General features: G+C 37.7%; 15 protein-coding genes. 12 read left to right on the top strand and 3 right to left on the bottom strand.

Annotated features, from left to right (window positions below; all coding sequences use genetic code 11):
- Positions 1–339 precede the first annotated feature (339 nt).
- The 3 genes from QX565_RS06200 to QX565_RS06190 all read right to left on the bottom strand — a co-directional run bounded on the left by QX565_RS06200 (position 340) and on the right by QX565_RS06190 (position 3,342).
- Complete coding sequence (locus QX565_RS06200; protein ID WP_289291912.1) at positions 340–909, bottom strand: Crp/Fnr family transcriptional regulator; 570 nt, start codon at positions 907–909, stop codon at positions 340–342.
- A gap of 77 nt (positions 910–986) precedes the next feature.
- Positions 987–1,703 carry a DUF4396 domain-containing protein gene (locus QX565_RS06195; RefSeq protein ID WP_221651120.1) on the bottom strand — a complete coding sequence of 239 codons (717 nt, stop codon included), beginning with the start codon at positions 1,701–1,703 and terminating at the stop codon, positions 987–989.
- 136 nt (positions 1,704–1,839) lie between these two features.
- Positions 1,840–3,342, bottom strand: a complete 1,503-nt coding sequence (locus QX565_RS06190) for a glutamine synthetase family protein (RefSeq protein ID WP_289291911.1) — start codon at positions 3,340–3,342, stop codon at positions 1,840–1,842.
- A 248-nt stretch (positions 3,343–3,590) separates the two neighbouring features.
- On the opposite strand from QX565_RS06190, the gene QX565_RS06185 reads away from it, so the two are divergent.
- The 12 genes from QX565_RS06185 to QX565_RS06130 all read left to right on the top strand — a co-directional run bounded on the left by QX565_RS06185 (position 3,591) and on the right by QX565_RS06130 (position 14,998).
- Positions 3,591–4,304, top strand: a complete 714-nt coding sequence (locus QX565_RS06185; RefSeq protein ID WP_221651118.1) for a DUF169 domain-containing protein — start codon at positions 3,591–3,593, stop codon at positions 4,302–4,304.
- A gap of 15 nt (positions 4,305–4,319) precedes the next feature.
- A complete protein-coding gene (locus tag QX565_RS06180) occupies positions 4,320–4,769 on the top strand; it encodes a GNAT family N-acetyltransferase (RefSeq protein WP_221651117.1) in 450 nt (149 codons plus the stop codon).
- Between the two features lie 16 nt (positions 4,770–4,785).
- Positions 4,786–5,634 (top strand): 23S rRNA (adenine(2030)-N(6))-methyltransferase RlmJ, encoded by an 849-nt coding sequence (locus QX565_RS06175; protein WP_289291908.1) that lies wholly within the window; start codon positions 4,786–4,788, stop codon positions 5,632–5,634.
- Between the two features lie 104 nt (positions 5,635–5,738).
- The gene (locus QX565_RS06170; protein ID WP_289291905.1) at positions 5,739–6,938 is read left to right on the top strand and encodes an MFS transporter; all 1,200 of its coding nucleotides are present in this window, start codon (positions 5,739–5,741) and stop codon (positions 6,936–6,938) included.
- Positions 6,938–7,609 carry a SanA/YdcF family protein gene (locus QX565_RS06165; protein WP_289291903.1) on the top strand — a complete coding sequence of 224 codons (672 nt, stop codon included), beginning with the start codon at positions 6,938–6,940 and terminating at the stop codon, positions 7,607–7,609. The genes QX565_RS06170 and QX565_RS06165 overlap by 1 nt, the downstream gene beginning before the upstream one ends.
- Before the next feature lie 172 nt (positions 7,610–7,781).
- Complete coding sequence (locus tag QX565_RS06160) at positions 7,782–9,317, top strand: ATP-binding protein (RefSeq protein WP_289291902.1); 1,536 nt, start codon at positions 7,782–7,784, stop codon at positions 9,315–9,317.
- A 439-nt stretch (positions 9,318–9,756) separates the two neighbouring features.
- Positions 9,757–10,173, top strand: coding sequence for a DUF3788 family protein (locus QX565_RS06155; RefSeq protein WP_221651112.1), 417 nt, complete (start codon positions 9,757–9,759; stop codon positions 10,171–10,173).
- A 175-nt stretch (positions 10,174–10,348) separates the two neighbouring features.
- Positions 10,349–11,470 (top strand): DUF362 domain-containing protein, encoded by a 1,122-nt coding sequence (locus tag QX565_RS06150; protein ID WP_289291900.1) that lies wholly within the window; start codon positions 10,349–10,351, stop codon positions 11,468–11,470.
- A 69-nt stretch (positions 11,471–11,539) separates the two neighbouring features.
- On the top strand, positions 11,540–12,049 hold the full coding sequence (locus QX565_RS06145) for an ECF transporter S component (protein ID WP_221651110.1): 510 nt from the start codon (positions 11,540–11,542) through the stop codon (positions 12,047–12,049).
- Between the two features lie 4 nt (positions 12,050–12,053).
- Positions 12,054–12,449, top strand: coding sequence for a phosphoribosyltransferase (locus QX565_RS06140; protein WP_289291898.1), 396 nt, complete (start codon positions 12,054–12,056; stop codon positions 12,447–12,449).
- 85 nt (positions 12,450–12,534) lie between these two features.
- Entirely contained in the window at positions 12,535–13,464 is a 930-nt protein-coding gene (locus QX565_RS06135; protein ID WP_221651108.1) for a DUF362 domain-containing protein, read from the top strand.
- 4 nt (positions 13,465–13,468) lie between these two features.
- Positions 13,469–14,998 carry a 4Fe-4S binding protein gene (locus QX565_RS06130; RefSeq protein WP_289291895.1) on the top strand — a complete coding sequence of 510 codons (1,530 nt, stop codon included), beginning with the start codon at positions 13,469–13,471 and terminating at the stop codon, positions 14,996–14,998.
- The last annotated feature ends 102 nt before the right edge of the window (positions 14,999–15,100 follow it).

Raw genomic sequence — 15,100 nt, 5'->3', positions numbered from 1 at the left:
GGAGGCTTTCTTGTTTACGAGACAATATTAAGAAATTTATTCTTATTAACGTTCATAAAGAACTATGTTTTCCATGGCAAAGATAATGGTAGAGGAACGAGTCGATCTTCGTAGAGGAAAAAGTAAGAGAGACAATGTCTTGATTATCAATGTCTTGACAAGAGGTTGAAATGTTGTGTATTTTCAACACTCAAACGATCTCTTTATCTGTTTATTTAGCATTTATATGTATCTGAAATCACAACATGACTTAGCCTTTTTATAAATAATCCCTGTCATAAGGTTATTGCTTGTGAATCAGGCAATGATAGAGAAAGCTCAGCAAATTTAGATAGGTTCTTACTTTTGTACTAATTTTCTTCGGAGCCTACTTAATGTTTCGGGACAGATCATAAGATAAGATGCCAGTTCTTTGAGAGAGATAAGATTGAGTAACGCAGGACAACGGTCAAGGATTTCTATATAACGTTCTTCGGGCGTCATGCTATACATAGCAATCATACGGTCGTATACTTCCCACAGCAATGTTTCTGCAATACTTCTGCTCAACCGTTGATTCTCAATATTCTGTTCATAGAATTGAGTGATCTGCTTGTTTGAAATAACGTATACGGAACAATCACATAGTGCTTGTATCTCAACATTTGAACGGTCTTCAAGACGACAAGCCGGATAATTGCCAACAAAGGAATTTTCAAATGTGTATCCTACTACTTTGCTTTCTCCTGCACTGTTGATACAACAATAACGAAAAGAACCGGAAACAACATACCCCATTTTATAGCAAACTTCGCCTTGGCGGTTGAAGTACTCTCTTTTTTTATAATGCATCAGTTCTCCGTTCTGAAGTACGAATTCTATTATTGCAGAATAATCAATTTTGGACGTATATTTATTAAAATCACTCACTGCTACTTTATACTACTATTTATTGTACAAAGTTACAGAATATATTGAAAAATAACAGAAGTGCATTCCATTATCCGTTACATTCCCTTTTTAATCCCCAGCTTTAGGAGCAGAACATTCATAGGGAAAGCACAAATAAAACCGAAGAGCATAGCAATCTGCATCATAAACCAAAATTGCCATGAATCTTTTGCTAACGGGAAATTTACAAATAGTATGAAATAAACAATGGCCATCCAACCATACATACCTACCTGCCAGGAGGTCAATGAGAAGAAATCTGCTTTAAAAGCACGGACTATACCTTTTGAAACTGAGAGATTTTCCATCTCCCGAATAGCATAGAACTGAAAATAAACTCCTATTATCAAAGCCAAAATAAAATCAAGTATCCAATTACCCAGAATCATACTGCCACCAATGCTTATGGGAATATAATGCGTAATCCACTCCCCGACAATATCTGCTAACGTACATCCCGCTCCGCAGTGTAAAGTAGAAAGAGCAACAGACTGCCATTGTGGATGAGTTTTACTCATATCCATTTCCATATTCATGTCCATCTTCATGCTTTCACCAGTCATATTCTGTTCAGGCATTATCATTTTAGCGGTTATACTTTGCCCAAATTTATTGTAAGCCCATAGTGCAAGATAACTTCCCCATAATGCAGTTAATATCCACACTACATTCATTATTTTCATAGATTGTTTATGGCAGGTAAGATCATATGCGATATGAACGGCAATACCAATTCCGGAACAAACAAAAAATACAGCAATCAGATTGAACATACTTTTATAGTTTTAAAATAATTGTAAGTACAACAGTCGCTTTTTTAAATGGTTCACTGTACCGGTAGTAAATAAACAAAGGGTCCCGGCATTTGCAGAATACCGGGACCCTTTGTTTATAAAATTTGGTAATGCGTTATCCACAGTGGAAAAACTCTTCCACTAATTCCATCATCTCTATGGGTTTATCCTTTATATCACTACGCAATGTGCTGTCATTGTATGCACGCAGCTTAGTGATAATACCGTCAATCATAGCCGGGCTGAATACATTATATTTTTCAAAGAAAGCACGTTGTTTCTCAAGGCAACCTGCAGATGCCGCACAACTGTCCGGAAGTTGTTCCAGCGTTTTCAGCTTATCTGCATTCTCTTGTTTATGGATATTCACATTGACATAGGTCTTTTCGGCTACATCCAATGCATTTTCCATTTCAAAACCATAACGGCAGGCTACTGCAAGTCCGGCTATCAATTGATAGATATCTGCCGAACCATCCGGAGAACGCATTTCTACAGTTTGCTTCTGAGTAGTGTCATAATTGGCAGGTTTCTCCAATGGATTGGCCAACATACACATATCAGTTTTAGCCGACCAGCCTAATGGTACACGCACTAATACCGAACGGTTACGATCTCCCCAACAAATATTGGTAGGTGCCTCCTGATGCGGTACCAGACGGAAGTAAGAAGTTGGATTCGTATTTCCAAAAGCAGTGATAGAAGGTGCAAGTACCATCATACCGGCAATTGCTTTACGGGCAGTTTCGGACAGTATGCCCTCTTTTAACATCTGGTTTTGTCCGTCTTTCATAATACGCATGTGGATATGCAGGCCTGATCCTGCTTTTCCAATAGTAATTTTGGGAGCAAACGTAATGTTGTACCCATAAGAAAAGGCCAGGTTACGAATCACCCATTTGGCGATCATCAACTGATCTGCTGCATCTTCTGCACGTACCGGAAGGAATTCTATCTCATTTTGTTCATATATCATGCCATCCAGCGCAAAGTTGCCAACTTCTGAATGACCATATTTGATCTGTCCTCCCGTTTGTGCAATATATGCCATACATTCTGTACGGAAATCGTTAAACTTGGCATAAGGAGTCGACTCATGATAGCCACGCTGATCAGTTGCCGGAAACATATCCTCATCTTCTGAGATCACATAATATTCCAATTCTCCCATTGCTTGAAATTCCATACCAGTTACATCTTTAAAAGCCTTACAAGCTTTATGTAATGTATATTCGGGAGAACTTTCCAGGGGTTCACCATCTTTATTAAAGAAAGAACAAAGCATGGAAACTGTTGGCAATTCTGCAAAAGGATCAACAAAAGCTGTACGGAACCGGGGAATTACATATAAATCACTACTACCTGCTTCTATAAATGGGAACAGACTGGAGCCATCCACACGTTCGCCACATGTCAGGATTGCATCTAAATAGGCAGCATTGTTGATGACAAAATTCAAAGTCTTCAATCGTCCGTCTGCTGCAGGATACATGAAATTGATCATCCGGATGTCATTCTTCTGAATATAAGTGATGATGTCAGCTTTTGTAAATTCGGATGCTGGTTTCTGAAGAAAGGCCACCAGCGAATGGGGGCTCATTGATAGTTCTTGGTTCATAATACGTCGGTTGTTTTTTATTGTTACATGGTTAACAGTTATATTTTGAACCAAAGATAACAAAAAGTTAGTTAGTTGAGTTATATATGTTGATAATAAAACACCTTTGCTTAACAAATGTTAGCGATTCGGCTATTATCTTCTTTTTCCAGCTATTTAACGCTTGTTCATTGATAAATACCATTCTTTATCTTAAATTTGCGAATATTGCCCTTCTACTTAGTAAAACTCTTAAAAAAACTCAGAAAATGGAAATAAAAACATTTATAGCAAACTACCGGGAAGCTTTTGGAGAGGTGGCAGAATTACCAATCGTATTTTGGTACTCTGATACTCCTGAAAGCCAGACAGAAAAGATCAATGGTTGTTTCTTCAAGAACATGAAAAAGGTAAGAGACGGACATATTATCAGCTTAAATGCAGATGTTATCGGATGTGGTGGTGGAAAGTTTTATACAGGTTTTACCGATATGCCGGAACATGTGCCGACTTTTGTTTCCCTGAAAGAGAAATACAAACAGACCCCAGAGATGGTAACAGAGTTTATTGAACGTTTGGGGGTACCAAGGACTGCAAAGAATTATCTCCACTTTGCACCTATAAATAAGGTAGATACTTTCGATCAAATTGAAGGAATTTTATTTCTCGCAACACCTGATATGCTTTCCGGACTTACGACATGGGCTTGTTTCGATAATAACTCAGAGGATGCAGTTACATCACAATTCGGTTCCGGCTGTAGTACTGTAGTGACTCAAACAATCCTTGAAAACCGGAAAGGTGGAAGGAGAACTTTTGTGGGATTCTTTGATCCATCCGTGCGCCCTTACTTTGAACCGGATGTATTAAGTTATACAATTCCTATGTCCCGTTTTAGAGAAATGTATCAAACCATGCGTAGTAGTTGCCTGTTCGATACTCATGCCTGGGGAAAAATCAGAGAGCGTATGCAACCTCAATAAAAAAACAAAACTAATATGGATTCTATTATAGTTAGAAAATTGGCAGAACATGAAAAAGTTACTGCAATGCAGTTGTCATGGGATGTTTTTGTAGAATTTGATAATACGGATTGTAGTGAAGAAGGATTGAAAAACTTCCGTAATTTCATTGATGATAAAGAAATGGTGGACAGTCTTGATGCTTATGGCGCTTTTGATGCCAATAAACTTGTGGGCATTATTGCAACAAGAAGTACAGGAAGTCACATCTCATTATTTTTTATAAACAAGGAGTTTCACTACCGGGGAGTAGGTCGTAGTTTGTTCAATTTAGTCTTAGAAAATAGTAAAGCAAAAGAAATGACAGTCAATTCCTCTCGCTATGCAGTGGGATTCTATCACAAGTTGGGATTTACAGATGTTGAAAAAGAGCAGTTGACAGATGGAATCCGGTATACTCCAATGAAATACATACGACAAAAATAAAAAAGATAATAACGTTATGCCCTATACGCATTTTGGAAAACAAGCAGATGTATTCAAACATGTCATTTTGTGTGAAGTACTAAAGAGAGAAAAACCGGACCTATATGTAGAGACGAATTCTGCCTGTGCAGAATATATGCTAAGTAATAGTTTGGAGCAACAATATGGTATCTGCCATTTTTTGAATAACGTATCAGAATATAATGAATTTACCGATTCAATTTATCTGAATTTGGAAAGAAAGGCATACCGGGATCATTTGTATTTAGGTTCTCCCGGATTGGCCATGAATATTCTGAATTCTCCTTCGAATGAATTACTTTTCTTTGATATCGAAAAGGAACCTTTGAAAAACATTGAAGCATTTGCCCTACGAGACGGATTTAGAAACCGAATAAGAACATTCAATCAGGATTCTATCGGAGGAACGATGGAGCTATTACCGTCTCTTCCTGTCTCTTCTTTTATACACATTGATCCGTATGAAATAAATAAATCCGGAGAACCGGGAGGTTTTACTTATTTTGATGTGTTTCTTGAAGCGGCACAGGCAGGTATAAAGTGTTATTTATGGTATGGCTTTATGACTTTGAGTGTGAAAGAGCAATTGAATGCATATATTCTTAATGGCCTCCGAAACAATAAAATAAAGGGATGTGCTTGTGTAGAGTTAATTCTTGAAATAATAGAACGAAATACCATTCCTTGTAATCCGGGGATACTTGGAAGCGGAATATTAACAGCCAATTTATCGAAGGATAGTAACACTATTCTACAGGATTATAGTAACCTGTTAGTCAATATGTATCAGGGAGCAATTTACAACGGAACTAACGGAACTTTATACAAAGAAGTCATTTTATAGCCTGAAAAAAATAATTATTTAGTATTTCATTTAGTGTAGACCTGCTGTGTTTTTGTACATTTGCAGCCAATTTCACGAATATAGAGATAACAGGAGGTCACAAAATGATACAAAATCCACAACGTCCAGTCAGTTCAATTGCTTTTCCTATATTGATAGCACTAAGTATTTCTCATTGTCTGAATGACTTATTGCAATCTGTCATAACAGCAACCTATCCCCTATTCAAAGACGATTTAGCTTTAAGTTTTGCTCAAATCGGGTTGATTACATTGGTTTATCAAATGTCAGCATCGGTATTCCAACCAGTATTCGGGCTTTTTTTTGATAAACGTCCGGTAGCATGGACGCTTCCCGCAGGAATGCTTTTCACAATGACAGGGATGTTGAATCTTGCTTTTGCTTCCAATCTGCATTGGATACTTCTTTCTGTATTTCTGATTGGTATCGGTTCTTCTGTTCTTCACCCGGAGGCATCACGCATCACTTCACTTGCTTCCGGAGGAAGAAGAGGTCTTGCACAATCTTTGTTTCAGGTAGGTGGCAATTTGGGTGGTTCATTAGGTCCTCTGTTGGTGGCATTATTGGTTGCTCCTTATGGGCGTCATCACATAGCTTTGTTCGCTATCTTGGCATTTCTGGCTATTCTGGTAATGATTCCCGTTTGCAGATGGTATAAAAAATATTTAAACCGGATAAAATGTGAATCTGTCACTATGAAGGCACATTTTGCTATGCCATTGCCAATGAACAAGACTGTTTTTTCTATTACACTTCTGCTTATTCTGATTTTCTCCAAATACATCTATATGGCAAGTTTGAACAGCTATTACACGTTCTATCTGATTCATAAGTTTGGAGTCAGTGTTCAGCTATCACAGCTTTTCCTTTTTGTCTTTTTGATTGCTACAGCTATCGGAACACTGGTTGGAGGTCCTATTGGAGATCGCATTGGGCGGAAATATGTTATTTGGGTATCAATTCTTGGTACGGCTCCTTTCAGCATGTTGATGCCTCATGTAGGTCTTGTATGGACAGTAGTACTTAGTTTTTGTGTTGGTCTGATGCTCTCGTCGGCATTCCCGGCTATCCTGTTATATGCACAAGAATTACTTCCTAATAAACTTGGATTGATTTCCGGTTTGTTCTTTGGTTTTGCTTTCGGAGTTGCTGGTATTGCTTCTGCAGTGCTGGGGAATATGGCAGACAAATTCGGCATTGAAGCTGTTTATAATGTTTGTGCTTTCATGCCTTTGCTTGGGTTGGTTACTTGGTTTCTACCAGATTTGAAAAAAATAAAATAATGATGAGTAAGATAAAAACAAAGAAAACTGGCAGGTGGAAAAGAAGACTCAAATGGGCTGTTCCAATCGGAATACTTTTGATTGTTGCAATGACGATGGCTGCTAATTACATTGTTGAATATACTACTGACTCATTGGTCTATAAGGATCCGGTTTCCATTCCCTATAACAAAGTCGGACTATTACTGGGAACTTCCAAAACTCTGCGTTCGGGTAATCCTAATCAGTATTTCCGGAACAGAATACAGGCAACTGTTGCTCTCTTTAAAGCACGGAAAATAGATGCTATTGTTATTAGCGGTGACAACAGTCGTGAGGGTTATAATGAACCCGAAGACATGAAAACTGAATTGTTGAAAGAAGGTATTCCTGAAAATAAAATTTATCTGGATTATGCAGGTTTTAGAACACTTGATTCTGTAGTGCGTATGGAAAAGATTTTCGGTCAATCCAGTTTTACCATCATATCTCAAGAATTTCATAATCGCCGGGCCATTTATATAGCGCAAGCCAAAGATTTACAGGTAGTGGGTTTTAATGCAGAAGATGTGAATGCCTACAGTGGTTTTAAAACACAGCTTCGTGAAAAATTTGCAAGAGTTAAATTATTCCTGGACTTATATACAAATAAGAGTCCTAAATATCTGGGAGAAAAAATTATTATTAAATAATATATGCATCTATTTTTCCATCTATGGTTTTATGAGGGAGTGGTTTACATAAAATAATACTCCTAAAAACTTTTTAATCAATAATTTGTTATTCTTTTATAGGAAAAAGAGAAGGACTTTGGTAGCCTACTATATTGAAACAGATTAGATTGATACAAAACCAGAGATAAAAATGATGGATAATATAATTTTTACAGGAGCACATGAGCATACTATAGAAACTGTGCCAGATATGATATTTGTATATAATGAACAAGCTACACTTTTGAATATTATTAATCCCAGTCGTAACTTACCATTTAATCCGGAGGGAATGATTGGCAAAAAAATAGAAACCTTTCTGGATTGGGAAACGGGACGAATTTGTATGAAACATTTCCGGAAAGCTATTGCTACCGGAAAGTCTGAGTTTTTTGAACTTGATCTGGAAGAAAACGGAAATAAACATTGTTATGAAATCCAAATTTCTCCGATTGACAGAAATAGAGTAATAATGACCGCGCACGATATTCCTCAAGCGTATGCCTCGCAATTGGAATTAGAACGTACACAACTTTCTCTTAGCCGGGCTAAAGAAGAACTTGAGACCAGCAATTCAATACTTTCATCTGCTTTGAGCATTGCCGAAGTATTGCCATGGAGTGCTGACCTGGTGACGCATACCTTCTCTACCGATTACAATCTCTATCACCATGAGAGTGCTTCGGGACCTGATAATAATGGGAAATACAACATTTCTATTGATGAATATCTGGAAAAAGTTCATCCTGACTTTCGTGAACACATTTCAACTGTATTCAAAGAGTTACGTGAAGGAAAGCGAACCGAATTTCATGAAGTGTATCAAATACATTGGTATAATGACCGTGAATATGAATGGGTAAATAAGCAAGGAACAGTTTTCAGGTATGATGTAAAAGGACGTCCTATTAGTGTAATCGGTTCCGGTATGGTCATTACGAAACAGAAAAACATGGAAGAGTCTCTAAGACTTGCCAAAGAACAAGCAGAACAAAGCAATACACTGAAATCTGCTTTTCTGGCAAATATGAGCCATGAAATAAGAACACCGCTTAATGCTATTGTCGGATTCTCAGAGTTATTGACGGAAACAGATAATCCGGAAGAAAAAAAAGAGTATGCAGGAATTATTTTGAATAATAATGCTCTTCTTCTGCAGCTGATCAGTGATATTCTGGATTTGTCTAAGATCGAAGCAGGTACTTTGGAGTTTGTTTATTCTGATATTGATTTAAATAATCTACTGGCCGAGGTAGCACAGACCGCCCAAATGAAAGCAAACAATCCGGAGCTGAAGATTGCCTTTACTGACCATCTGCCGGAATGCATAGTGAATAGTGATCGCAATCGTTTGCTACAAGTGATACACAATTTTGTAAATAATGCTATTAAATTTACTCCTCAGGGACATATTCACATAGGTTATAAGTTGAGTCCGTCAGGTGAACTCTATTTTTATGTAGAAGATACAGGATATGGCATACAAGCTGATAAGGTGAATGAGGTATTTGAACGTTTCGTTAAATTAAACAGTTTTATACAAGGAACAGGTTTGGGACTTTCTATTAGTAAAACCATTGTTTCTCATTTGGGTGGTAATATAGGAGTTTTCTCACAGGAAGGTAAAGGTTCTACTTTCTGGTTTACTTTACCACCCAAAAGTATCGTTTCTATGAGTGAAAAGTAAATATCTGATATTCTAAGAAAAGATAACTCTTTTATAATCATAGAAAAAGAGTGGGCAACAAATCATTTGTTTACCCACTCTTTTTTGTAACCCCAGAATTACTAATTTTCAGGAATTATCTCATTGATACCTGATAGTGCATTCAATGTACGGGGAAAACCAATGTATGGCAAGTATTGGTAATAACAGAGATTAATATTTCTTTATTAATAGTTTTTTTCAATACTGCAGGCTATCTACGATACAAAATTATTCCGATTTTATTAATAGATTGCTATACCGATTACTGATATATGTACCTTTATTACTGATTTGTGAAGTTCTATAGGGCAAGCAAAGAAAAAACTCTTATTTTTGCATCAGCATTAAAGATTACTGAGCTATGGGTATCAGCACAATAACATGATTTTTCCAATGAATAATCAAAAAATACGCAAGAATGGAAACATTGGCACTGAGAGATGAAAACATACTTCCAACACAAAAGGTCTTAGAAGCTGTTTTGTGTGGTAGTTACCCGACATTTGAAGAATTGAATGCTTTATTGATTACTATGGAGATAAGGCCGGAATGGAATTATTACAAAGATGGTAAGGCCTGGTTGTGTAAAATGATGTTCAAGAAGAAGAATATGGGTTGGTTACATATTTACGGTGGATTCTTCAGAGTATCATTTTTTTTTATGGAAAGACATTTAACCGCTATTGCGGATCTGAATATATCGGATTATATAAAAGAAGATTTTTATAAAATGAAATCCATTGGCAAATTATTGCCGATGTCAATAGCAGTTAGTGATAAAGAAAAGCTGGAAGATGTTTTAACCGTTTTACGCTTTAAAAAGAGTTTGAAATAAAAAGAGAGAGGCTCTTTATTAATATTCTCTCAATCTTTATAGAAAATGTATCAATAGCTATTCGATCTATTTTCTATAGAAGAATAAATAAAGGATAAATGATATATTTGCAATATGCTATTCAAATATCTTTTTAATTAACCTTTGATAGTATATACGCTACAAGAATAAAATTATGAACACTTCAAAAGTTTATTTTACAAATCTGCGGACTACCCCTACCTCCAATCTACTTGACAAAATGGAGCGGCTGGTAAAGCAAGCTGGTGTTGGAACCATACCTCTTAAAGATAACTTTGTGGCTATTAAAATTCACTTCGGGGAACCGGGAAACCTGGCATATATACGTCCGAATTATGCAGCACGAATGGCCAACCTACTACGTAGCTTTGGCGCAAAACCTTTTTTGACAGATTGTAATACACTGTATTCCGGGCGGCGTGCCAATGCCGTTGACCATTTACAGAGTGCAATGGAAAACGGTTTTAACCCCATTTCGGCACAATGTCAGGTTATTATAGCCGATGGGCTGAAAGGCACTGACTGCAAGGAAATCTCACTAAACGGAGAGTATTGCAAAGCTCCCAAAATAGGAACGGCTATTGCCGATGCTGATGTTATTATTAGCATGAATCACTTCAAAGGCCATGAACAAACTGGATTTGGTGGTGCTTTGAAGAATCTCGGAATGGGATGTGCCAGTGTAGGTGGAAAGTTGGAGTTGCATAGCGCTTCTCAACCCCGAATTGATATCAATAATTGTAAAAGCTGTAATATCTGTGTAAAACATTGCGCACATGATGCTGTACATTTGAATGTAAATCGTAAAGCAGAAATCGATTACAAAAAATGCATCGGATGCGGGCAGTGTGTTGCCCTGTGTCAGTATGATGCAGCTGTAATGGGTGACGAAGATACCTCTGAACGCTTGAATTACAAAATAGCCGAATACTCACTTGCTGTAGTTAAAGGTAAACCGCACTTTCATGTGAGTTTTATTATGAATGTATCTCCGGAATGCGATTGCTGGAATCATAATGATGCTGCTATTGTACCCGATTTAGGGATTCTGGCATCTTTCGATCCGGTAGCTCTGGATAAAGCTTGTGCCGACTTAGTGATACAAGTACCTATTCTGCATAGTGGAAACCGCTTATCTGACAAACATGAACAGGATGATTTATGCGGTTGTGATAAATTCCATCTGATGCATCCTGATACGGATTGGTTGGCTGGATTAAAACATGCAGAGAAAATAGGATTAGGAACAATGGATTATGAATTAATTCGTGTGTGAAATTAAACCATTCTTTGAATATACAATCTAATTTTAAATACAATGTTATCAATCAAAAACAGAATAGAAATGGAAACAACAGTTAAACTTTATTCTTTGAATTACAGTAATGTGAAAACGTATTTGTTCGCTTTGCTATTTGTAGCAGGCAATATTGCATTACCTCAATTGTGTCATTTGGTACCTGCCGGTGGTCCTACCCTATTGCCTATTTACTTTTTCACACTAATCGCATCGTATAAATATGGCTTTCGTGTAGGCTTGCTGACTGCTATTTTATCACCAGTTATCAATCATTTACTATTTGCAATGCCTTCGGCAGCTGTACTACCTGTTATTCTTACTAAATCTGCTTTACTTGCGGGAGCTTCTGCATTGGCTGCCCGTTATGCAAAAAAAGTTTCGTTATTAGCTATCTTGCTTGCAGTACTGTCTTATCAGGTTGTAGGTACAGCCCTTGAATGGGCTTATTTAGGAAATTTCTTTGCTGCTGTACAAGATTTCCGTATAGGTGTTCCGGGAATGCTTATTCAATGGTTTGGTGGCTATGCACTGCTCAAAGCTATTGCAAGAATCTGACAATATGGCAAAAACATTTGATGAGGTGATGGAACGTTTTCGTTCCATCACATTCGAGGATGAATTTGATATGATTGTAGCCATTGCCAATGGTGGAATTGTTCCGGCGGGTATCATCAATCAGCGTTTACAAAAAGAGATTCATTTGTTGAAAATCAATTTGAGAGACGAATATCAACATCCAAAGTATGATCAGCCCAAACTTCTGGCACCAATTGACTTCGATTTCAGAGATAAACGTATTCTTTTGGTGGATGACCGTATAAAAACCGGTTCTACTATAAAATTAGCCAAAGAACTGATGCAAGAAGCCAGAATGATAAAAACTTTCGCCGTTAACGGAAATGCGGACTATGCTCTTTTTGATGAAGCTTGTTTTAAATTTCCGTGGATTGTCTGAATAGTAGATTGTAAATAGATAACGTACCTATGTGATACAGATCGGATAATGGTCATGACTGTAGGGAATAAATTGAAAATAAAAGATGGACAGAAGAGATTTTCTGAAAACAGTAGCGATAGCGGGTGCGGCAATGACTATACAGCGCTCAGAAGCAATGGAAGTACTGACACAAGCCGTAAATAATACTGGTAAACCTGATCTCGTAGCTGTAATGGGTGGCGAACCGGAAGTGATGTTCCAGCGTGCAATTGCTGAATTGGGAGGTATGAAACAGTTTGTGAAACCGGGACAGAAAGTTGTGGTAAAACCCAATATAGGATGGGATAAAGTTCCGGAATTAGCTGGCAATACCAATCCTAAATTGGTTGCTGAAATTGTAAAACAGTGTTTTGCCGCCGGAGCCAAAGAAGTTACTGTATTTGACCATACTTGTGACGATTGGCAAAAATGCTATAAGAACAGCGGAATTGAAGCTGCTGCTAAAGCTGCCGGAGCCAAAGTAATGCCTGCCCATCTGGAATCATATTACCGTTCTGTGGATTTGCCAAAAGGAAAAAATCTGAAGAAAGCCAAAATACACGAAGCTATATTGAATAGTGATGTATGGATCAATGTGCCTGTCTTAAAAAATCATGGTGGTGCAAACCTTACTATTTCGATGAAAAATCATATGGGAATAGTATGGGATAGAGGTTATTTTCATAAGAATGATTTGCAACAATGCATAGCTGATATCTGCACTATGCAAAAAAAGGCAGTATTGAATGTGGTAGATGCTTACCGTATTATGAAAACCAATGGTCCGCGTGGACGTTCAGCCTCAGATGTTGTACTGGCTAAAGGGCTTTTTATCTCACCTGATATCGTAGCCGTAGATACAGCAGCCGCTAAATTTTTCAATCAAGTACGCGAAATGCCTTTGGATACCGTAGGGCATCTTGCCAAAGGGGAAGCCTTGAAAATAGGTACAATGAATCTGGACAAACTGAACGTGAAGCGAATTAAGTTATAAACACATGTTGAGAAAAATACGTATAGGTATATCAGTGGTTCTGTTTACGCTGATTACATTTTATTTCCTGGATTTTGCGGGTATATTGCCCAATAGTTTTCATAGACTGGCACACATTCAGTTCATTCCGGCGCTTTTGTCCTTTAGTATTGGTATACTGATTTTTCTAATTGTATTGACATTACTGTTCGGGCGGATTTACTGTTCTACTATTTGTCCCATGGGTGTTTTTCAGGATGTAGTGGCACGGGGCTCAAAGTTTGTTGGAAAGAAAAAGAAAAAGAAAAGATATAGTTATAGTCCGGCAAAGAATATTCTACGTTGGATTGTTGTAGGGATCACAGCTATTTCCTTTTTCTGTGGTTTTACTGCGATACTTGGGCTGCTTGATCCTTATAGTGCATACGGCCGGATAGCAGTCAATGTGTTTAAGCCGGTGTATATGTTGGGCAATAATTTATTGGAGTCTGTATTTTCTCAATTTAAAAATTATACCTTCTATCAGGTAGATGCTTCTGTTTTGAGTGTGGCTTCACTTGTGATAGCATTACTCACTTTTATCATTATCCTATTTCTTGCCTGGAAACATGGGCGTACATGGTGTAATACAATCTGCCCGGTAGGGACTGTCTTAGGATTCCTAAGTCGTTTTTCCCTATTCAAAATCCGGATTGATCAGAATAAGTGTAATGGTTGTGGTTTGTGTGCAACCAAGTGTAAAGCTGCTTGCATAGACAGTAAAAACCATGCTGTTGATTATAGCCGCTGCGTAGACTGCTTTGACTGTCTGGAAGTATGCAATAAGCATGCGTTGGTTTATGCTCCGTCTTCAGGATCTACAAAAAAAGAGAGCGCAGATAGTTCTAAACGTCGTTTTTTAATGGCAGGGGCAATAACAGCAGCTACTGCACCCAAAGTATTGGCACAAGTTAAAGAAACGGCGGCAACCCTGTTGGGAGGTCAAAAAGTATATCAAAAAAAGAACCCAATAACGCCTCCGGGATCTGTTAGTCGTGAGTACTTCCAGAATCACTGTACATCTTGCCATCTTTGTGTTAGTAAATGTCCCTCGCATGTGTTGAAACCTGCATTCACAGAATATGGATTAGGAGGAATCATGCAACCTACGGTGAATTTTGAAAAAGGGTTTTGTAACTTTGACTGTACTGTTTGTGGAGATGTATGTCCCAATGGAGCCATAAAACCATTGACTGTGGAAGAGAAACATCTGACTCAAATGGGGTATGTAGTCTTTATTGAAGAAAACTGTATTGTGTATACAGATGGTACCAGTTGTGGTGCCTGCTCAGAACACTGCCCGACACAAGCTATAGCGATGGTGCCGTACAAAGGTGGACTGACAATTCCTCATGTGAATACAGATATCTGTGTAGGATGTGGCGGTTGTGAATATGTATGCCCCTCTCGTCCGTTCCGTGCAGTTTATATAGAAGGTAATCCGATACAGAAAGCAGCTAAACCATTTAAAGAAACAGAAAAGGAAGAGGTCGAGATAGACGGATTCGGATTCTGATTATATTCACCACTGGCGACACAGATTAGTACTGATTTTTTCTTTCCGGAGAGACAGTCAGTACTAATCTGTGTTATCAGTGGTGAACTTTTTTCTCTATAT

This window comes from Bacteroides sp. 41_26 (genome assembly GCF_949740115.1).
In the GTDB taxonomy this organism is placed as follows: domain Bacteria; phylum Bacteroidota; class Bacteroidia; order Bacteroidales; family Bacteroidaceae; genus Bacteroides; species Bacteroides nordii.
Note: the sequence above shows the minus strand (reverse complement) of the source record. Positions and strands in the feature narration are given on the sequence as shown.

Bases quoted from the DNA above. Each gene is read 5' to 3' on its own strand.
- QX565_RS06150 (WP_289291900.1), top strand. From the start codon at position 10,349: ATGAACACTTCAAAAGTTTATTTTACAAATCTGCGGACTACCCCTACC.
- QX565_RS06160 (WP_289291902.1), top strand. From the start codon at position 7,782: ATGATGGATAATATAATTTTTACAGGAGCACATGAGCATACTATAGAA.
- QX565_RS06195 (WP_221651120.1), bottom strand. From the start codon at position 1,703: ATGTTCAATCTGATTGCTGTATTTTTTGTTTGTTCCGGAATTGGTATT.
- QX565_RS06140 (WP_289291898.1), top strand. From the start codon at position 12,054: ATGGCAAAAACATTTGATGAGGTGATGGAACGTTTTCGTTCCATCACA.
- QX565_RS06145 (WP_221651110.1), top strand. From the start codon at position 11,540: ATGGAAACAACAGTTAAACTTTATTCTTTGAATTACAGTAATGTGAAA.
- QX565_RS06155 (WP_221651112.1), top strand. From the start codon at position 9,757: ATGGAAACATTGGCACTGAGAGATGAAAACATACTTCCAACACAAAAG.
- QX565_RS06190 (WP_289291911.1), bottom strand. From the start codon at position 3,342: ATGAACCAAGAACTATCAATGAGCCCCCATTCGCTGGTGGCCTTTCTT.
- QX565_RS06170 (WP_289291905.1), top strand. From the start codon at position 5,739: ATGATACAAAATCCACAACGTCCAGTCAGTTCAATTGCTTTTCCTATA.
- QX565_RS06180 (WP_221651117.1), top strand. From the start codon at position 4,320: ATGGATTCTATTATAGTTAGAAAATTGGCAGAACATGAAAAAGTTACT.
- QX565_RS06130 (WP_289291895.1), top strand. From the start codon at position 13,469: ATGTTGAGAAAAATACGTATAGGTATATCAGTGGTTCTGTTTACGCTG.
- QX565_RS06165 (WP_289291903.1), top strand. From the start codon at position 6,938: ATGATGAGTAAGATAAAAACAAAGAAAACTGGCAGGTGGAAAAGAAGA.
- QX565_RS06175 (WP_289291908.1), top strand. From the start codon at position 4,786: ATGCCCTATACGCATTTTGGAAAACAAGCAGATGTATTCAAACATGTC.
- QX565_RS06185 (WP_221651118.1), top strand. From the start codon at position 3,591: ATGGAAATAAAAACATTTATAGCAAACTACCGGGAAGCTTTTGGAGAG.
- QX565_RS06135 (WP_221651108.1), top strand. From the start codon at position 12,535: ATGGACAGAAGAGATTTTCTGAAAACAGTAGCGATAGCGGGTGCGGCA.